Below are 18,959 nucleotides of genomic sequence, written 5' to 3'. Positions count from 1 at the left end.
GTCACCCTCCCTTCGCTGGATTGCTGTCGCGGATCGGAACCGAAGCCTGCGGGGGCCCGCCCTGCGGCGGTGGCGTAGGCGTCCGGCCGGCGTGGGCGGCGATGCCCGGCGCGACCGAACCGCCGCCCGCACCCCCGCCGCCACCCGTGCCCGCCGCCTGCGGACCACGGTCGCCGTGGGTCGTGATGCCCTGCTTCATCAGGTTCGCGGTGCCGTTGATCATCGCCGAACCGGCCTGCACCGCGTTGGCCCGGGCCCCGCGCATGTTCAGCATCTCGTCGCCGAAGCCCGGCACGAAGCGGTAGACCGCGGCACTCGCGAAGATCGACAGGAACAGGATCGCCAGCCCCGACAACACCCGGGCGAAGTCGTCGTCGGCCCCGGACCCGGTCGCCACCGCGCCCGCCAGCCCCAGGATGACCACGATGATCGGCTTCGCCAGGTCCACCGCCAGCATCACCCCCGCCCAGCGCCGCACGTGCTTCCACAACTGCCGGTCCACCAGCCCCGCGTACACCGCCGTACCCAACAGCGCGCCGACGTACAGCATCGCCGCCCGTATCAGCAGCTCGATCCAGAGCACCGCCGCCGCCAGCACCGCGACCAACGACACGATCACCAGGATCAGCGGACCACCACCCACGTCGCCCTTCTCCAGCGTGTCGGCGAACCCCCCCAGGTACGACCCGGTGTCCGTCTTCGTCCCGACCGCGATCGCCTTGGTCAGCCCGTCCGTCACACTCACCACGGTGAACAGGATCAACGGCGTGAACGCGGACGCCACCACCGTCAGCCACAGGAAGCCGATCGCCTCCGAGAACGCCGTCGTCAGCGGCGCCCCCCGCACCGCCCGCTTCGTCACCGCCAGCAGCCACAGCACCAACGTGATCACCGTCGACACGGCGAACACCACGGCGTACTGCTGCAGGAACGACGCATTGGTGAAGTCCACCTGCGTCGTCCCGTCGATCGCCCCCGACAACTTCCGCACCACCCACGCCGCGGCCTGCGCACAACTCTTGGCCAACGACCCGAGCGGATCGGTCACAGTCCCGACGGTGCCACTCCCGGGAAGAGAGCCACCAGGCTTGGAGGCGCAGTAGACGTCGCTACCGGGCAGGGGAAGGACATCGCAGTTGTTGCTGGCTGAAGGACTCGGGCTTGGCTCAGCCATGGCGCGGGACGCCATACCGATGGCTGCGGCCTGGAACAGAACAAGGGCCGTTACGATCCGGCCGAAGCGAGGAAGCCGCTTCCCGTTCGCACTGTCAACGCGCATAGCGGAACCCTCCGAACTGCTCTGCTGATCCGGCGATCTCATCCGCTGTGGCCGCTTGCTGGTCGCCCGGCAGCGGGGCCGGGCCTGACTTTCGAGTGAAGTCGGTGAGCTTCCAATCGCTGCCGGTCCAGTGCAGCGAGAGCGTGAGGGTGAACCAGTTGGTGGTCACCGGCTGGACGGAGCGCTCGCCGGCGAGGCCGGTGAGGCCGGTGCACCACACCTCGACCTTGGCGTCGCCCTCGTTGTAGCCCGTCGACTTGGCGCCGACCGGGACGGTGCGGCTGACGAAGGTGAGGCCCTTGGGTGCGCGGCCCTGGGAGTCGAGGCCGTAGCGGGTGACGGTGTCGCCGCCGAAGCCCTGGTCCAGTCGGCTCTGGAGCCCCGCCAGTGCGCCCGGGTCGGCGATGGTGGCGACGATGCCGTGGCGGCTGTCGGTGCGGAACATGTCCGCGGAGCCGATCGCCACCGCGTAGTTGGTGGCGGCCGACTGGGCGCCGGGCTCGGTGTGCGGGTAGCCGGTCGGGATGCCGTTGACGGTGGTGCCGACGGGCTGGTCGCCGCTGGGGGCGGGGCCGGCACCGGCGTCGGCGCGGTCGGCGGAGGAGCTGCCGCCTGCGGTGCCGGATGTGACGCGGTTGGCGATGGCGACGGCCACCACGAGCAGGGTGACGACGACCAGGACGGCCAGCAGGGCGCGCAGCGGTCGGGTCTGACGGGGGTTCGGCTGGGCGGAGGACTGTTCGCCGACCGGCAGGCGCGTGCGGGTGCGCGGCTGGTCGTCGGACAACGGCACGGCGGCCCTCCAAGTGCGGGGAGCCGGGTCGGCTCCGGGGGGCCTCCGCCCGGGGGCGGGCGCGGGCGGAGGGCGGGGACGGGGATGGACTCCTGGCGGGCCGGCCGTCGGAGGGGGTCCGGACGGGCCCCGGCCTCAGGCAGGTCGGACTACTGCTGCCTGTTCGTCAGATCGCCATGCCGTAGACAATGGTGAACAGAGTGCCGAGTGATCCGATGATGAACACGCCGGTCAGGCCGGCGACGATCAGCCCCTTGCCCTGTTCGGCGCCGAAGCTGTCGCGCATCGCGGTCGCTCCGATCCGCTGCTTGGCCGCACCCCAGACCGCGAGGCCGAGGCAGATGAGGATGGCGACGGCCATGATGACCTCGACCATCACCCGCGCCTCCGACCCGAGGCTCGCGAACGGACCCCAGTCCGGCGCGATTCCGCCGATGATGGTGTCGATGTTCGGCTTCTTGGGGGGGTCCTCGGCCAGGTGGCCGACCGCATTGGTGTGCACGCTGCTCAGGTTCATTTCCATCTCACCGCCCGATCAGGCAAATTCAAGGGCCCGGACCCGGCCCGCGCGAAGGGTCGGTACCTATTCTTGGCCAGATCTGATGTCGACTTGGCTACTTCTCGCAAATTGGTCGTGAGGCATCGGGCACGTACGCGAGGATGTACACCGTACGAAGGATAGCGCTCACTGTTCGTATCTCTGATGATTGCGGTGAGCAACGCCTTCCGGGACACTTCGACTGACGATTCGTCGGGATGGTGCTGATGGTACTCCGGAAGGCCGGTACGGCCGCCGCCGCTGCGGGAGTTGTCGCGTTCGGGTTCATCGGGCTGGTGACGATGGGGACTTTTGCGGCAAGTGGGACGCCGCAACAGTCGGCGAATCGTTCCGCCTTGTCCCCCGGAACGGTCCCCGCGGCCTACCAGGATCCGATCCAGCGGTGGGGCTCGCTCTGCCCGGAGATCTCCCCGCCGATGCTCGCGGCGCAGTTGTACCAGGAGAGCGGTTTCGACCCCAGGGCGCGGTCCGGGGTCGGGGCGCAGGGAATGGCGCAGTTCATGCCGGGCACCTGGCCCAGTTACGCCACCGACGGCAACGGGGACGGCAAGACGGACGTCTGGGATCCGCTGGACGCGATCGCCTCGGCGGCGACCTACGACTGCGCGATCGCCAAGGAGGTCGCGAAGGTGCCCGGCGACCCGCAGGCCAACGTGCTGGCCGCCTACAACGCCGGCGAGGGCGCTGTCATCAAGTACAACGGGGTCCCGCCGTACAAGGAGACCCAGGGCTACGTGCGGAACATCCAGGCGATGGCCCGCAGCTTCGCCGCGCCGGCCTCGCCGACCGCTCCGCTTGAGGTGTCCCCGCAGTCGTCGGCCGCGATCTACTTCGCGCAGACCAAGCTCGGCACCCCGTACCTGTGGGGCGGTGAGGGCCTGCCCTCGCAGAACGGGCGGTTCGACTGCTCGGGCCTGACCCAGGCCGCGTTCGCCAGCGTGGGCATCACCCTGCCCCGGGTGGCCAACGACCAGTGGTACGCCGGGCCGCACCCGTCGCGCGATCAGCTGCGGCCGGGCGACCTGGTGTTCTGGGCGACGGACCTGAGCGATCCGCGGAGCATCCACCACGTCGGGATCTACGTCGGCGGCGGGTACATGATCAACGCGCCGCACACCGGCGCGGTGATCCGCTACGACAAGATCGACACCCGGGAGTACATCGGCGCGACCCGGGTCACCTCGGACGGCGCCCAGGCGCTGCCGACCCGCAACAACGACGGCGCGGTCAACGCCCCGAGCCGGCCGGGCGGGACGGAGCCCACCGCCCCGGCGGGGAAGCAGGGCGGCGCGCAGGGCGGCGCCACCGCGGCTCCGGCGGCCCCCACCCGGTCGGCGGTCGCGGCGCCGCCCGCGCCGGCCGGGCCGAGCCCCGCCGGGTCGGGACGATAGGCCCGGTGCGGCGGGGACGGCCGGGACCTGTGTGCGCACTGTGGACGCTGAGTCAAGTTTCGATAACCGCGCGTTTCCGTGGAACGCTGTGCCCCGGAAATGACGTTTCCTCCGGTGGCCCCTCGTCAGCACCCCGCATCGGGCGGGCCCCGGCCACGACGACCAGGTGCAGCGGACCAGAAGGAGGTGCGGCGTGTCGACGCCGCTTGCCGACACGACCAACCCCGACCTCGATCTGCTCTACGCCGTCAACGGCCTGGCCAAGCGCTCCCCGCAGTGGCTGGACCACCTGGTCTCGTGGATCGGCGAGTACGGCATCCTGATCGGCCTGGCGATGCTCGGTCTGGTGGCCTGGCTCCAGGCCAGGCGCCGTCCGGACGCGCCGGTGGCGATGGCCGGGCTGCTCTGGGTGCCGCTCTCGGTGGCCGTCGCCGAGCTGGCCAACCTCCCGATCGCCGCGATCGTGAACCGCCCGCGCCCCTTCGTCGACCATCCGGGGCTGCTGGTGCTGGTGGACGGCAAGGCCGGCACCCACTCCTTCGTCAGCGACCACTCGACCATGACCATGGCCGTCGCGGTGGCGCTGTTCCTGGTGAACCGCAGGCTCGGCTGGATCGCCGGCGGGCTGGCGCTCCTCCAGGGCTTCTGCCGGATGTTCATGGGCGTCCACTACCCGACCGACGTGATCGGCGGTTTCGCGCTCGCGGTCGCCGTGGTGCTGCTGTTGGCGCCGATCGCGATGGCGGTGCTGGTGCCGTTCTGCCACGCGCTGAGCCGGACGGCGGTCGCCCCGCTGATCCGGGCGCCCGAGCGCGGCGGAGCGGCCCGCGGCGGGGGAGCCGCGCGCGGCCGTCGGCGCGGTCGCGGGGCGGTGCGGACCGGGGAGCAGCCGCCGGAGTCCGACCTCGCGGCCTGACCTCGCGCCCGCCCCCTCCTGCGGCCCCGCGGGGGTGCCGGGGTCCGGCTCCGGATCAGTCCGGCTCCGCACCGTTCGCCGCATCGTTCCCGGCACCGTTCCCGGCGAGGTGGTCGGCTCCCTCGCGGCGGGCCAGGTCGCGGGAGCGGCGGGCCGGGGCGTACCAGCCACAGCTGCAGGTCGCGAAGGCGAAGGAGCCGCGCTCGCTGATCACGAGGCGGTGTTCGGGCATCCGGGCGGCGCCGGGGGCGACCGGCAGCTCACTGTGCACGTGGCTCACCGTAACGCGCCACGGGCCCCGTCGCGAAGCCCCCGTCACACCGGCCCCCGTAACCCTTTGCCTCCCAACTCGTTTGCCCGGAAAGAGCTCTGCCCACCCGGTGGTGGCCGGCGGGGCTGTCGGGCCCGAGGGGGTTGTCGCGAGGATGAAGATGACCGACCAGCAGCGCACCGGACGGTCGGCACGCCGTCCGGGTCCGCGCCTGCGCGCGGCGGCCGGGGCCGCCCTGCTCGCCGCCGCCCTGGCGGCGGGGGCCGCCGGCTGCTCCGGCGGCTCCGTCGACGGCTCCTCCGACCAGCAGTCGGGCGCCCCCGACCAGCTCGCCGCGGACGCGCTGACGGCGGTGCGCAACGCCGCCGACATCACCGGTCGCACCGGTTCCGCGCACACCGCGACGGAGCTGGTCACCGAGTCCGCCGAGAAGAAGGCCTCGTTCAGCGGCACCGGCGGCTACGACTACGTCAAGCGGATCGGCCGGCTGGAGGTCCAGGTGCCACCGGGCGCGGCGACCACCGGGAAGATCGTCGAGGTGGTCCTGCCGGGCACCGTCTACCTCCAGAACAGCGGCGCCAAGGTCCCCGAGGGCAAGTGGGTCAAGCTGGACGTGCGCCAGCTGCCGGACGGCAACCTGGTCAGCAGCGGCGCCACCGACCCGGCCTCGGCGGCGGGGGCGCTGCGCGGGGCGCAGAAGGCGGAGGCGGTGGGCACCGAGACCGTCGACGGGGTCGCGCTGCACCACTACCGGGGCACCCTGGACCTGGCGAAGGCGGCCGACGCGACCGGCGGCCGCGGCGGTGACGGCCTGCGGATGGGCGGGCAGACCTTCACCGTCAAGGAGGTCCCGTACGACGCCTGGCTGGACGACCAGGGCCGGCTGCGCAAGGTGGTCGAGGTGTTCACCTTCGCCGGGGTGGCCGGGTCGAAGGAGCCCAAGGACCAGGTGAAGGTGACGTCGACGACCTCGCTGACGGACTTCGGCAAGCCGGTCGAGGCGGCCGAGCCCTCGGCCTCGGACATCTACCAGATGAAGCCCACGGAGAGCCCGAAGTAGGGCGGGTCGGACACGCCCCGGGTCGCCGGGGCAGCGCTCCGGCGTCGGGGCGAGACGGGGTGCCACCGGGGCGGGTGGCCGTCCGGGGAGCGGCGGCCACCCGTTTCGGCGGCGCCGAGATGGCCCGTCCGTGCCATGTGGACGGGCCCCGAAGTGCCTAGGCTGGACTCCGGGTGGCTGCCGCCCGGGCTGGCGAGGCACTGAAGGGGTGGTGCAGGTGGTGTCGTCCACGGGTGGCCGCAGCGGCGGCCACGACGACGCGGCCCTCGACGAGATCGATCTGGCCGGCGAGCTGATGATCGCCGCGACGGCCAGTTCCGGCGACCGGCTGCCGACCGAGCGGATCGACGAGGTGCTGCTGGACCGGGCCGAGCCCGGGCGGGCCGACCGGGAGGCCGACGGCTAGCGGGCGCCCGGGGGCGAAGCGCCCCCGGGGCCGCGCTCAGCTGCGCAGCAGGCGGCTGATCGCGGCGGTGGCCTCCGCGACCTTGGCGTCGAGCTCGGTGCCGCCCTCCTCGGCGGCCGCGGCGACGCAGTGCCGCAGGTGCTCCTCCAGCAGGGAGAGCGCGAAGGACTGCAGCGCCTTGGTGCTGGCCGAGACCTGGGTGAGCACGTCGATGCAGTAGACGTCCTCGTCGACCATGCGCTGCAGGCCGCGGATCTGGCCCTCGATCCGGCGCAGCCGCTTGAGGTGGGCGTCCTTCTGCGCGCTGTAGCCGTGCGGGCCGTGGTGCCCCGTCGGAGCGTGGTCGGCGTGCGGGTCGGTCCCCTGCGCCTGCTCCGGCTCGGTGCGCGCTTGCGTCGTGGTCATCGGCCCCGCCTTCGTCTCAGTGCCTGGTGGCTGCGTCGGCCACCAGTGTCCAACACCGGGGCCTTCCGTGGTGTTCCGACGGCCGACCCGGCATGTGCCACGGGGCCCGGGAGGGGGTGCCCGCCGGTTGGCCCGTCTGGGCGTCGACCCCGTCTTCCGTGCGCACGACGGGGACAATCCGGTCGAGGTTCCGTCAGACTGAGGGTTCGAGTCCACGTGTGGTGGTGCGGCCCGGACAGCCGGTGCGACCGTCGAACGGAAGGGGAGGTTCCGGCTCCTGCCCCGACACCCCGCTTGCGTGATTGCGCTTGGTTGCACCTAGCATCGTTCAGTCCCTACCCCGCACATCGGAGATTTCCGTGCGTTTTAGCCTGACCCCGAAGGAGACGAGCTTCTACGACATGTTCGCCGCCGCGGCGGAGAACCTCGTCGTCGGATCGAAGCTCCTTTTGGAGCTGCTGGGATCAGACGTGTCGGCCCGTGCGGAGATCGTCGAGCGCATGCGCGCCGCCGAACACGCCGGGGACGACACCACCCATGCCGTCTTCCACCAGCTGAACTCGTCCTTCATCACGCCCTTCGACCGCGAGGACATCTACAGCCTCGCCTCGTCGCTGGACGACATCATGGACTTCATGGAGGAGGCCGTCGACCTGGTCGTCCTCTACGACATCCAGACCCTGCCGAAGGGCATCGAGCAGCAGATCGAGGTGCTGGCGCGCGCCGCGGAACTCACCGCCGAGGCGATGCCGAACCTGCGCAGCATGTCCAACCTGACGGAGTACTGGATCGAGGTCAACCGGCTGGAGAACCAGGCCGACCAGATCCACCGCAAGCTGCTCGCCCACCTGTTCTCCGGTCAGTACGACGCCATCGAGGTCCTCAAGCTCAAGCAGATCGTGGACGTCCTTGAGGAGGCGGCGGACGCGTTCGAGCACGTCGCCAACACGGTGGAGACCATCGCCGTCAAGGAGTCCTGACCCTCGTGGACATGGCAGCACTCATCGCCGTCGTCGGCGTTGCGTTCTTCTTCACGTACACCAACGGCTTCCACGACTCGGCGAACGCGATCGCCACCTCGGTCTCCACCCGGGCGCTCACCCCGCGGGCGGCGCTGGCGATGGCCGCGGTGATGAACCTGGCCGGCGCGTTCCTCGGCAGCGGCGTGGCGCACACCGTCTCCAAGGGGATCATCGAGACCCCCACCGGTGACCAGGGGATGGTGATCCTGTTCGCGGCCCTGGTCGGGGCGATCGCCTGGAACCTGGTCACCTGGTACTTCGGCCTCCCGTCCTCCTCCTCGCACGCTCTGTTCGGCGGCATGGTGGGCGCGGCGCTGGCCGGCGGCGTCGACGTGATCTGGGGCGGCGTCCTCGACAAGATCATCATCCCGATGATCGTCTCGCCGGTGGTCGGCCTGGTCGGCGGCTTCCTGGTGATGCTGGCGATCCTGTGGATCTTCCGCCGGGCCAACCCGCACCGGGCGAAGCGCAACTTCCGGGTCGCCCAGACCGCCTCGGCCGCCGCGATGGCCCTGGCGCACGGCCTCCAGGACGCCCAGAAGACCATGGGCATCGTGGTCCTGGCCCTGACCATCTCCGGCCACCAGTCCGGCAACGGGATTCCGGTCTGGGTGAAGATCTCCTGCGCGACCATGCTCTCGCTGGGCACCTACGCGGGTGGCTGGCGGATCATGCGCACGCTCGGCCGCAAGATCATCGAGCTGGACCCGCCGCAGGGCTTCGCGGCCGAGGCCACCTCCGCGACGGTCATGTACATCACGTCGTTCGTCTTCAAGGCGCCGATCTCCACCACCCACGTGATCACCGCGGCGATCATGGGCGCGGGGGCCACCAAGCGGATCCGCGCGGTGCGCTGGGGCGTCGCGAAGAACATCGTGCTCGGCTGGTTCATCACGATGCCGGCGGCCGCCATCGTCGCAGCGCTGGTGTACTGGTTCGTCCACCTGTTCTGGGGCTGACACCCCGGCAGGACGCGTGAACGGACAGGGCCCGCCCCCACATCTCGGGGGCGGGCCCTTTTCCATGTCCCGCGGCGGCACCGCCATGCAGCACCACGGGACAGCTCGGGTCCGTCGCGCTCCCCGTTGCCGGGGGCGCGACGGGGTCCGGTCTAGCCGAAGCGGCCGGAGATGTAGTCCTCGGTCGCCTGGACCTGCGGGTTGGAGAAGATCCGCTGGGTGTCGTCCAGCTCGATCAGCTTGCCCGGCTGGCCGACGCCGGCCAGGTTGAAGAAGGCGGTGCGGTCGCTGACGCGGGCCGCCTGCTGCATGTTGTGGGTCACGATGACGATGGTGAACTGCTCCTTCAGCTCGCCGATCAGGTCCTCGATGGCGAGGGTGGAGATCGGGTCGAGTGCGGAGCAGGGCTCGTCCATCAGCAGGACCTGGGGCTCGACCGCGATGGCACGGGCGATGCACAGGCGCTGCTGCTGACCGCCGGAGAGGCCGGCCCCCGGCTTGTTCAGCCGGTTGTGGACCTCCTTCCAGAGGTTGGCGCCCTTCAGCGAGCGCTCCACCACCTCGTCCAGCACGGACTTCTTCTTCACGCCGGCGAGCCGCAGGCCCGCGACCACGTTGTCGTAGATCGACATGGTCGGGAACGGGTTCGGGCGCTGGAAGACCATGCCGATCGAGCGGCGCACGGCGACCGGGTCGACGTTGGAGGCGTACAGGTTCTCGTCGTCCAGGAGGACCTTGCCCTCGACCCGGGCGCCGGGGATCACCTCGTGCATCCGGTTGAGGGTCCGCAGGAAGGTGGACTTGCCGCAGCCGGAGGGGCCGATGAAGGCGGTCACCGAGCGGGGTTCGATGCTCATCGAGATGTCCTCGATGGCCTTGGTGGAGCCGTAGTAGGCCGACAGTCCGCTGACGTCGATGCGCTTGGCCATGATCGTTGCTTCTCTCGTCTGTCTCGTACGTCAGTCGGTCGCTCAGTGCCCGCCCTTGGGCGAGCGCCAGCGTGCGATGCCCCGGGCGATGAGGTTGAGCCCCATCACGAAGGCGATCAGCACCAGCGCCGCACCCCAGGCACGGGCGTAGCCGAAGTCGTTGTTGACCTGCGAGTACTGCGTCCAGATGTACATCGGCAGGGACTGCTGCGGCCCGTCGAACGGGTTGCTGTTGATGTAGTCGGCGCCGAACACCAGCATCATCACCGGGGCGGTCTCGCCCGTGATGCGGGCGACCGCGAGCATCACACCGGTGGTGATGCCGCCGATCGCGGTGGGGAGGACGATCCGCAGGATGGTCTTCCACTTCGGCACGCCGAGCGCGTAGGAGGCCTCGCGCAGCTCGTTCGGGACGAGCTTCAGCATCTCCTCGGTGGACCGGACCACGACCGGGATCATCAGGATCGCCAGCGCGAGGCTGCCCGAGAAACCGGAGTAGCCGAAGCCCAGGGCGAGGTTCCAGAGCGAGAGGACGAACAGACCCGCGACGATCGACGGGATGCCCGTCATGACGTCGACGAAGAAGGTGACCGCCTTGGCGAGCTTGCCGCGGCCGTACTCGACCAGGTAGACGGCGGTCAGCAGACCGATCGGGGCGGCCATCGCGGTGGCCAGGCCGACCTGCTCCAGGGTGCCGATCAGCGCGTGGTAGATGCCACCGCCGGGACCGGACTGGATCACGCCCTTCATCGAGTGGCTCAGGAAGTTCCCGTTGATCACCTCGATGCCCTGCTGGACGGTGTAGACCGTCAGGGCGACCAGCGGGATGACCGCCAGGATGAAGGCGACCCAGACCACCGAGGTGGCGACCCTGTCCTTGGCCTGCCGGCGGCCCTCGACCCGGGCCGCGAGGCCGTAGGTGATCAGGACGAAGAGCAGGGCCGAGATCAGGCCCCACTGGATGTGGCTGGTCAGTCCGGCGACCGCGCCGATCCCGCAGCCGAGGGCGATCGAGCCGCCGGCGATGGCGGCCGGGGCCCACTTGGGCAGGCGGTTGGCGGTCAGCGGACGGGCGACGGGCCGGGCGTCCTCGATGACGACGGTGGCGGTCATGCGTTGGCCCCCGAGTACTCCTTGCGGCGGGCGATGATCATTCGCGCGGCGCCGTTCACCAGCAGGGTGATGACGAACAGGACGAGGCCGGAGGCCATCAGCGCGTCGCGGCCGTTGGTGCCGGCCTCGTTGAACTTCAGCGCGATGTTCTGGGCGAAGGTTCCGCCGCCGGCGTCCAGGATGTGCAGCGACAGGACGTTGCTGGCGGAGAGCACGATCGCGACCGCGATGGTCTCGCCGAGCGCGCGGCCGAGGCCGAGCATCGAGGCCGAGATGATGCCGGGGCGGCCGAACGGCAGCACCGCGGTGCGGATCATCTCCCAGCGGGTCGCGCCGAGCGCGAGCGCCGCCTCCTCGTGCATCCGCGGCACCTGGCGGAACACCTCGCGGGAGACCGCGGTGATGATCGGCAGGATCATGATCGCCAGCAGGATGCCGACGGTGAACAGGTTGCGCGGGGTGCCGGTCCGGGTCTGGTCGAAGATGTACGTCCAGCCCAGGTACTCGTTGAGCCAGCTGGTCAGGCCGTCCAGGTGCGGCACCAGGAAGAGCGCGCCCCACAGGCCGTAGACGACGCTGGGGACGGCGGCGAGCAGGTCGACCAGGTAGGCGAACGGCTGGGCGATCCGGCGCGGCGCGTAGTGCGAGATGAACAGCGCGATCCCGATGGCGACCGGGACGGCGATGGCCATCGCGATGACGGCGCTGACGATGGTGCCGAAGGCCAGGACGGCGATGCCGAAGACGGGCTTCGGGGCGTCCGGCGTCCACTCGAAGGTGGTGAGGAAGTTGCCCTCGTTGGTGCTCAGGGCCAGCGCCGACCGCCAGGTCAGGAACGCGGCGATCGCGGCCATGATGACCAGCAGCAGGATGCCCGAGCCCCGGGCGAGGTTCATGAAGATCTTGTCGCCGACCCGGCTGTCGCGCGGCCGGCGTTCCCTGCCTCGCGGGGCGGCAGGGGAGGATGAAGTCATTGGTCTACTCCGGTCTGGTGGCGCCGCCCCGGAAGGGGGACGGCACCATGGCGGCGGTGCCCCGGACGTGGTGCTGGGTGTGGTGCGTTCCGGTGGGGGCGGCCCCGGCCCCCCTCGCTCACGGGGCCGCCCCACCGGGGGTCCTGTCGGGTCAGGCCAGGGTGGCGATGACGCCGTTGACCTTGTCGGTCACGGCCTTCGGCAGCGGGACGTAGCCCTTCTCGCCGATGGCCTTCTGGCCCGCGTCGCTGGCCGTGTAGGTCAGGAAGGACTTCAGGGTGTCGAGGGTGTCGGCCTTGTTGCCCTTGTCGCAGACGATCTCGTACGTGACCAGGACCAGCGGGTAGGAACCCTCTTCCTTGGTCGCGTAGTCGAGCTTCAGCGCGAGGTCGCTGCCGGTGCCGGCGGCCTGGGCCTTGCCGATGGTGGTGGCGGCGGCCTCGGCGGTGGCCTCGACCGGCTTGGAGGCGCCGGTGTTGATCGCGGCGCTCTTCAGGCTGTTGGTCTGGGCGTAGGCCAGCTCGACGTAGCTGATCGAGTTCTTGACCTGCTTGACCTGGGCCGAGACGCCGGCGCTGCCGTTGGCCGACTGGCCGCCCTTGCCCGCCCAGGCCTTGCCGGCCGGGTAGGACCAGGCGCCGCCGCCGGCGGCGGCGAAGTACTTGGTCAGGTTCTCGGTGGTGCCGGCGTCGTCCGAGCGGTGGAAGGTCTGGATGTCCGCGTCCGGCAGCTTGGCGCCCGGGTTCAGGGCGGCGATCGCCGGGTCGTTCCACTTGGTGATCTGCGAGTCGAAGATCTTGGCGGCGGTCGGGCCGTCCAGGACCAGCTTGTCGACGCCGTCGACGTTGTAGACCAGCGAGATCAGACCGCCGACCATCGGCAGGTCGATGCCCTGGCCGCCGGTGCAGACCGCCTTGGAGGCGTCGACCTCGGCCGGCTTGAGGGCCGAGTCGGAGCCGGCGAACTGGATCTTGCCCTGGTTGAACTGCTGGATGCCGGCACCGGAGCCGCCACCCTGGTAGTTGATCGTGGTACCGGAGCAGGCGGCGGCGAAGCTGGTCTTCCAGACGTCCATCGCGGCGCCCTGGGCGGTCGAACCGGCGGAGATCAGCGAACCGGGCTTGCCACAATTGATCGCGCCGGCGGCCGCGGCGGAGCCGCTGGAGCCGCCGGAGGCGGTCGTGTTGTTGTTGTCGTCCGACCCGCAGGCAGCGAGCGACAGCGAGCTGACGAGCGCCATGGCACCGATCGCGAGGGCCTTGGAGCGGCCGTTCCGCTGGAGCTTCACAGGGGTGTCCCTTTCTGTGGCAATGCCCTCTGCGCAGGCCGTACGCGTACGGCCCAGCGCGGGTTTTGCTGTGGTCCGGGGCCCGTTCGGCCCTCCGGTGGTCCCGAAGTTAGGCCGGGTAAGTGACACGACAGCCGGTCGCAAGTGAACGGAGAGTGAACCTCGAAGGGATGACAGGAAACTACGTCAGGTAGTAACGGTTGCGTCACGGCAAGGGCGCGGGGAGATCACTTCCACCGTTCCTTCACCGCTGCGGCCCCTCCGTCCGCACCGGCTCCGCCCCCAGGACCGCCAGCAGGGCGTCGACCAGCTCCCGGTCGTGGTCGTGGGTGAGCCGGGCACGGGCCTTCCCGGCCGGCAGCCACTCCAGCCGGTCCACCTCCCGGTTGGGCCGGAACGACCCGCTCGACGGCACCGCCGCCCAGTAGCGGACCTCCTTCGGACGGCCCTGCACCCGGTAGTGCCGGGTGGGCAGCTCCGGGCCCAGCAGGCAGCCGAACCCGGTCTCCTCCCGGACCTCGCGCAGCGCCGCCTCGACCACGCCCTCGCCGGGTTCGAGCTTGCCCTTCGGCAGGCTCCAGTCGTCGTACTTGGGCCGGTGGATCACCGCGATCCTCGGCCGCCCCAGCCGGCCGCTCTTCTTCGGCCGCCCCGGCAGCCACAGCACCGCACCCGCCGCCAGCACCACCGGGGCGTGCTCCGCCCCGCTCCCGGCCCGGGCCGCCGCCCGTCCGGTGCCCGGGCGCTCCCCCACCTCAGACCGTCCCGGGCACGCCCGGGTGCCCCCAGGCTTCGGCCGGCACGAGCTCCAGCCAGCCGTCCGGGCCGGGCGGCAGGTCGGGCCAGCGGCGGCCGACGGCGTACCGCGCCGACTCCACCTCCAGCCGCTGGTCGGCGTGCACCACGCCCAGCACGTACGCGGTCGCCGGGGTGATCCGCGGGGTGCGCGCCGCGGTGGCGGCGGTGACGGCGGCGTCCGCCGCCTCCTGCTGCCGGGCCAGCACCAGGTCCAGCTCGTCCAGCTCGGAGGACGAGCGGCCGCACACCTCCAGCGCGTACCGGGCCCGCTTCACCAGGATCCGCAGCCGGGACCAGGGCGCGTCGTCGGCCGCCAGCGCGGTGTCCGCGTCCGTCGCCCCGCGGGACGCGGGCACCGTGCCCAGCCGGCGCAGCCCGTCCCCGCCGTACGGCGTCGCGGCCCGATGCAGCGGCAGCTGCTGGGCGCCCGTGAACAGCGCGGCGAACGCGGCGGCGGCCTGCGGCAGCAGCACCGCCGGGGCCCGGCCGCCCGCCGGCTCCAGCAGCGGCGCCTCGCCGACCAGCAGGGTCATCCGGTCCGCCAGCGCGTGCAGCCGGGCGGAGCGGAGCTCCTGGAGCACCGTGGAGTGCGCCCTGGTCCGGGCCAGGGTCAGCTGCCGGTCCAGCAGCGCCCGCGCCTTGGGGGCGCCGGCGTGGCCGGCCAGCATGCCCGTCCCGTCCGGACCGGTGGCGCTCAGCGAGTCCAGCGCGCCCAGCAGCCGGGCCGAGCGGCGGACGTAACCGGGCTCCAGCGCGAGCAGGTTGAGCAGCCAGCGCAGCTCGGTGCGCGACTCCTGCGCCCAGGTCTGCTCGAAGAGCGAACCGAAGGTGTGCAGCAGCCCGCCGACCCGCCGGACGGCCCGCAGCAGGTCCGAGGTGCCGGCCGACGGGACGATCGAGGCCGTCCCGGGTCTGGCGCCGACCTCGCCCACCGCCAGCGGCAGCGCGCGCAGGAAGGCGCCGGCCTGGGCGGTGAGGTGGCGGGAAAGGATGTCCCCGGCGGTCGCTGTGGAGGCCGCCTGGGCCGTCATCGGCGCTTCGGTCATGGCGTGGTAGATCCCCGTTCCCCCGGGGTGGTCCCGGAGCTGGTGGCCGACCGCCGGGGCGACTGTGCCCTCTCGTGGGCCACTGCCCCGGCGGCTTCGCATCAGTGGACGCGTCAGCGCGAGGTGGCGGCCCGGCGGCGCTGGCGCGAGTCGATCAGCAGGTCCTGGACGTGTCGCAGCGGCCGGCCCTCGGCGTCCTGGGAGTGGCGGGCCCACGCGCCGTCCGGCCCCAGGTGCCAGGACTCCGTCTCGTCCGACACCCCGAGGTCGATCAGCCCGGACAACTCGGCACGGTGCGCCGGATCGGTGATCCGCAGCAGTGCCTCGATCCGGCGGTCCAGATTGCGGTGCATCATGTCGGCGCTGCCGATCCAGACCTCGGGATCGCCGTTGTTGCCGAACACGAAGACCCGGGAGTGCTCCAGGAAGCGGCCCAGGATGCTGCGGACCCGGATGTTCTCGCTCAGCCCCGGCACGCCCGGGCGGATCGCGCAGATCCCGCGCACCCAGACGTCCACCGGCACCCCGGCCTGGGAGGCCCGGTACAGCGCGTCGATCACGGCCTCGTCGACGATCGAGTTGACCTTGAGCTTCACGTAGGCCGGGCGGCCGTCCCTGTGGTGCGCGATCTCGTTGTGGATCCGCGAGACCAGCCCGTCGCGCAGACCGCGCGGGGCGGTCAGCAGACGGCGGTAGGACTCGCGGCGCGAGTAGCCGGAGAGCCGGTTGAACAGGTCCGAGAGGTCCGCGCCGACCTGCGGGTCGGAGGTGAGCAGGCCGAGGTCCTCGTACAGCCGGGCCGTCTTCGGGTGGTAGTTGCCGGTGCCGACGTGCGAGTAGCGGCGCAGGGTGTCGCCCTCCTGCCGGACCACCAGCGAGAGCTTGCAGTGCGTCTTCAGCCCGACCAGGCCGTACACCACGTGACAGCCGGCCTCCTCCAGCTTGCGGGCCCACTTGATGTTGGCCTGCTCGTCGAAGCGCGCCTTGATCTCGACCAGCACCAGCACCTGCTTGCCGGACTCGGCCGCGTCGATCAGCGCGTCGACGATCGGCGAGTCGCCGGAGGTGCGGTACAGGGTCTGCTTGATCGCCAGCACGTCCGGGTCGGCGGCGGCCTGCTCCAGGAAGGCCTGCACCGAGGTGGAGAAGCTGTCGTACGGGTGGTGCAGCAGGACGTCGCGCTCGCGCATCGCGGCGAAGATGTCCGGCTGGGAGGCCGACTCGACGTCGGTCAGCCCGCGGGCCGTGCCGGCCACGAACTTCGGGTACTTGAGCTCCGGGCGGTCCAGGTCGGCGATCCCGAACAGCCCGGTCAGGTCCAGCGGCCCGGGCAGCGGGAAGACCTCCGCCTCGGTGATGTTCAGCTCCCGCACCAGCAGGTCCAGGATGTACGGGTCGATCGACTCCTCGACCTCCAGCCGGACCGGCGGGCCGAAGCGCCGCCGCATCAGCTCCTTCTCCAGGGCCTTGAGGATGTTCTCGGTGTCGTCCTCCTCCACCTCCAGGTCCTCGTTGCGGGTGACGCGGAAGGCGTGGTGGGCCAGCACCTCCATCCCCGGGAAGAGCTCCTCCAGGTGCGCGCCCATGACGTCCTCCAGCGGGACGTACCGCTGGGGCGAGGCCTCCAGGAAGCGGGCCAGCGACTGCGGCACCTTGACGCGCGCGAAGTGCTTGTGCCCGGAGACCGGGTTGCGCACCACGACGGCCAGGTTGAGCGAGAGCCCCGATATGTACGGGAAGGGGTGCGCCGGGTCGACGGCCAGCGGGGTCAGCACCGGGAAGATCTTCTGGCGGAACAGCGTGTGCAGCCGGGCCTGCTCCTTCTCGGCCAGCTCCGACCAGCGGACCACCTCGATGCCCTCGGTGGCGAGGTCCGGCAGCACCTCCTGCTGGAACGCGGCGGCGTGGCGGGCCATCAGCTCGCGCGAGCGGGTCCAGATCAGGTCCAGCACCTCGCGCGGCTGGAGGCCTGACGCGCTGCGCTGGGCGACGCCGGTGGCGATCCGGCGCTTGAGGCCGGCCACCCGGACCATGAAGAACTCGTCCAGGTTGCTGGCGAAGATCGCCAGGAACTTCGCCCGCTCCAGCAGCGGGATGCCCGGATCCTCGGCCAGCTCCAGGACCCGCTCGTTGAACGCGAGCCAACTGCGCTCGCGGTCCAGGAAGCGGCCCTGAGGCAACGCTTCGAACTCCTCTTCGTCCGTGGCCGGCAGCTCCGGCGGAACACCCAGCGCACCGGACATCCGGGCCGTAGGCGACAGCGGGGCAGAGACGGGGCGGGGGATGCTCATGAGCTCCAGCTCCTCCAGCAGCAGGACTGCGTCCGGACGCGAATGGCTCTGCGGGCCGTCGCCCTCGCCCCGGGCCGACCCCGGGGACAGCACCCACCCTCCCGGTGCGGTCCGTACAGGACCGGCCGGCGCGTGGCGGTCGACTCTGCACGAGCGAGACACTACGGACTTCATCCTGTGATCTTCGCGGCAGCAATTGAATCCACGGTAAACACCGCATGGCCGGGAGGAAAGCTGAGTCGGTCGGGGCAAGAGGCGTCGCCGTCCCGTCGCTCGCCCGCGACCGCTCAGGGGGCCGTCCCCAGCGCTCAGGACGGCCGGTTCGCCCGGTACCGGGCTCGGTACATGAGGTCCACCTCGTGAACGGCGAACCCCAATCGTTCGTATACCCGCACGGCGGCCGGATTGTCAGCGTCGACATAGAGGAGAACGGTGTGCAGCCCGCGCTCGCCCGGACCGGTGCCGGTCAGGTGGCGCAGGCCCGCCGCGGTCAGCGCCCGGCCGAGGCCGCTGCCCTGCTCGGCCGGGTCCACCCCGACCACGTACACCTCGCCGAGCTCGGGCTCGGTGGCGCTCGCCGGGTGCACCTTCGTCCAGTGGAAGCCGACCACCTTGCCCTCACGGGTGGCGAGGAAGAAGCCGGCCGGGTCGAACCAGGGCTCGGCGATCCGCTCGGCCAGGTCCTGCTCGGTCCAGGAGCCCTGCTCCGGGTGGTGGGCGAAGGCCAGGGCGTTCAGCCGCAGCCACTCGGCGTCGTCCTCCCCGGGACGGAAGGTGCGGAGCTCGATGCCCTCGGGGACGGCCACCTCCTCGGTCTGCCGGCCGGTGCGACGCATCTGCCGCAGCTCGCGGACCAGTTCGGCGCCGTACACCTCGGCCAGGTGCCGGGCCGCCGGGTGGCCGCCGTGCACCCAGAAGTCCACCGCGTCGTGCCCCGCCCGGTGGGCCCGCGCCAGAACGGTGTCCACCAGGGGGCGGGCCAGGCCTCGGCCGCGGACGGCCGGGTCGACCACCAGCTCGGCGGCGGGGTTCGCGGCGGGGTTCTCCGGTACTTCGAGCTGGCCGTAGCCGAGGACGGCTGAGTGCTTCTCCTCGGTCCCGGTCCCGGTCCCGGTCCCGGCCTCGGTGTGAGTCTGGGTCTGGGTCTCAGTCTCGGTCTCGGTCTCGACGAGGTGGATGACGCCCGGGCGCGGAGTCTCCGCGTTCCGCAGCCGGAGCCGGCCCTGCTCGGACACGGCGGCCCTACCGTCCACCGCCTGGGCCTCCGCCAGAACACGCAGAGCACCGTCGCGCTGCTCGGGCCGGAGCACATCGTTCGCCATGACCGCTGTCTGATCGTCCATGCACCGACGATACGTCACCGGAAATGCGAAAAGCCCCCGATCCGAATGGATCAGGGGCTTTTCAGAAGAATTGTTCGGCGGCGTCCTACTCTCCCACAGGGTCCCCCCTGCAGTAC

At 71.3% G+C, this 18,959-nt stretch carries 19 protein-coding genes; 6 read left to right on the top strand and 13 right to left on the bottom strand.

The window, feature by feature from the left end; all coding sequences use genetic code 11:
• Position 1: 1 nt before the first annotated feature.
• The 3 genes from ACZ5OX_RS29140 to ACZ5OX_RS29130 form a co-directional block, all read right to left on the bottom strand.
• Positions 2-1,279 carry a hypothetical protein gene (locus ACZ5OX_RS29140; protein WP_465634213.1) on the bottom strand — a complete coding sequence of 426 codons (1,278 nt, stop codon included), beginning with the start codon at positions 1,277-1,279 and terminating at the stop codon, positions 2-4.
• Positions 1,269-2,072 (bottom strand): hypothetical protein, encoded by an 804-nt coding sequence (locus tag ACZ5OX_RS29135; protein ID WP_465634212.1) that lies wholly within the window; start codon positions 2,070-2,072, stop codon positions 1,269-1,271. Before ACZ5OX_RS29135 ends, ACZ5OX_RS29140 begins: the two co-directional genes overlap by 11 nt.
• A gap of 166 nt (positions 2,073-2,238) precedes the next feature.
• Complete coding sequence (locus tag ACZ5OX_RS29130) at positions 2,239-2,589, bottom strand: hypothetical protein (RefSeq protein ID WP_224284734.1); 351 nt, start codon at positions 2,587-2,589, stop codon at positions 2,239-2,241.
• A 248-nt stretch (positions 2,590-2,837) separates the two neighbouring features.
• Here ACZ5OX_RS29130 and ACZ5OX_RS29125 point away from each other — a divergent pair, with 248 nt between their 5' ends.
• Together ACZ5OX_RS29125 and ACZ5OX_RS29120 are read left to right on the top strand one after the other, a co-directional pair.
• Complete coding sequence (locus ACZ5OX_RS29125) at positions 2,838-4,022, top strand: C40 family peptidase (protein ID WP_465634364.1); 1,185 nt, start codon at positions 2,838-2,840, stop codon at positions 4,020-4,022.
• A 193-nt stretch (positions 4,023-4,215) separates the two neighbouring features.
• Positions 4,216-4,938 (top strand): phosphatase PAP2 family protein, encoded by a 723-nt coding sequence (locus ACZ5OX_RS29120; RefSeq protein ID WP_465634210.1) that lies wholly within the window; start codon positions 4,216-4,218, stop codon positions 4,936-4,938.
• A 55-nt stretch (positions 4,939-4,993) separates the two neighbouring features.
• Here the strand turns inward: ACZ5OX_RS29120 and ACZ5OX_RS29115 are convergent, their stop codons facing one another.
• Positions 4,994-5,209: a hypothetical protein gene (locus ACZ5OX_RS29115; protein ID WP_465634209.1), complete on the bottom strand. Its 216-nt coding sequence runs from the start codon at positions 5,207-5,209 to the stop codon at positions 4,994-4,996.
• Positions 5,210-5,369: 160 nt separating this feature from the next.
• On the opposite strand from ACZ5OX_RS29115, the gene ACZ5OX_RS29110 reads away from it, so the two are divergent.
• Entirely contained in the window at positions 5,370-6,269 is a 900-nt protein-coding gene (locus tag ACZ5OX_RS29110) for an SCO4651 family lipoprotein (RefSeq protein WP_465634207.1), read from the top strand.
• A 217-nt stretch (positions 6,270-6,486) separates the two neighbouring features.
• Complete coding sequence (locus ACZ5OX_RS29105) at positions 6,487-6,675, top strand: hypothetical protein (RefSeq protein ID WP_449810227.1); 189 nt, start codon at positions 6,487-6,489, stop codon at positions 6,673-6,675.
• A gap of 36 nt (positions 6,676-6,711) precedes the next feature.
• Here ACZ5OX_RS29105 and ACZ5OX_RS29100 read toward each other — a convergent pair whose 3' ends face one another.
• Positions 6,712-7,080, bottom strand: coding sequence for a metal-sensitive transcriptional regulator (locus tag ACZ5OX_RS29100; RefSeq protein ID WP_392882659.1), 369 nt, complete (start codon positions 7,078-7,080; stop codon positions 6,712-6,714).
• 359 nt (positions 7,081-7,439) lie between these two features.
• Between ACZ5OX_RS29100 and ACZ5OX_RS29095 the strand changes: the two genes are divergently transcribed.
• On the top strand, positions 7,440-8,060 hold the full coding sequence (locus ACZ5OX_RS29095) for a DUF47 domain-containing protein (RefSeq protein WP_031064133.1): 621 nt from the start codon (positions 7,440-7,442) through the stop codon (positions 8,058-8,060).
• A gap of 5 nt (positions 8,061-8,065) precedes the next feature.
• A complete protein-coding gene (locus ACZ5OX_RS29090; protein ID WP_392882662.1) occupies positions 8,066-9,061 on the top strand; it encodes an inorganic phosphate transporter in 996 nt (331 codons plus the stop codon).
• 152 nt (positions 9,062-9,213) lie between these two features.
• On the opposite strand, the gene pstB is transcribed toward ACZ5OX_RS29090, so the two are convergent.
• The 8 genes from pstB to mshD form a co-directional block, all read right to left on the bottom strand.
• Positions 9,214-9,990 carry a phosphate ABC transporter ATP-binding protein PstB gene (gene pstB, locus ACZ5OX_RS29085; protein WP_449792213.1) on the bottom strand — a complete coding sequence of 259 codons (777 nt, stop codon included), beginning with the start codon at positions 9,988-9,990 and terminating at the stop codon, positions 9,214-9,216.
• A gap of 42 nt (positions 9,991-10,032) precedes the next feature.
• Positions 10,033-11,103 carry a phosphate ABC transporter permease PstA gene (pstA, locus tag ACZ5OX_RS29080; protein WP_465634205.1) on the bottom strand — a complete coding sequence of 357 codons (1,071 nt, stop codon included), beginning with the start codon at positions 11,101-11,103 and terminating at the stop codon, positions 10,033-10,035.
• The gene (gene pstC, locus ACZ5OX_RS29075) at positions 11,100-12,077 is read right to left on the bottom strand and encodes a phosphate ABC transporter permease subunit PstC (protein WP_449792211.1); all 978 of its coding nucleotides are present in this window, start codon (positions 12,075-12,077) and stop codon (positions 11,100-11,102) included. Before pstC ends, pstA begins: the two co-directional genes overlap by 4 nt.
• 151 nt (positions 12,078-12,228) lie before the next feature.
• Positions 12,229-13,365 carry a phosphate ABC transporter substrate-binding protein PstS gene (gene pstS / locus ACZ5OX_RS29070; RefSeq protein ID WP_449792210.1) on the bottom strand — a complete coding sequence of 379 codons (1,137 nt, stop codon included), beginning with the start codon at positions 13,363-13,365 and terminating at the stop codon, positions 12,229-12,231.
• A gap of 244 nt (positions 13,366-13,609) precedes the next feature.
• Complete coding sequence (locus ACZ5OX_RS29065; protein ID WP_465634204.1) at positions 13,610-14,119, bottom strand: NUDIX hydrolase; 510 nt, start codon at positions 14,117-14,119, stop codon at positions 13,610-13,612.
• A gap of 1 nt (position 14,120) precedes the next feature.
• Positions 14,121-15,209, bottom strand: a complete 1,089-nt coding sequence (locus tag ACZ5OX_RS29060; protein WP_465634203.1) for a CHAD domain-containing protein — start codon at positions 15,207-15,209, stop codon at positions 14,121-14,123.
• 113 nt (positions 15,210-15,322) lie between these two features.
• Positions 15,323-17,593 (bottom strand): RNA degradosome polyphosphate kinase, encoded by a 2,271-nt coding sequence (locus ACZ5OX_RS29055; RefSeq protein ID WP_465634201.1) that lies wholly within the window; start codon positions 17,591-17,593, stop codon positions 15,323-15,325.
• A gap of 215 nt (positions 17,594-17,808) precedes the next feature.
• Positions 17,809-18,843: a mycothiol synthase gene (gene mshD, locus ACZ5OX_RS29050; RefSeq protein ID WP_465634200.1), complete on the bottom strand. Its 1,035-nt coding sequence runs from the start codon at positions 18,841-18,843 to the stop codon at positions 17,809-17,811.
• Positions 18,844-18,959 lie beyond the last annotated feature (116 nt).

This window comes from Kitasatospora sp. NPDC032121 (assembly GCF_055580145.1).
Note: the sequence above shows the minus strand (reverse complement) of the source record. Positions and strands in the feature narration are given on the sequence as shown.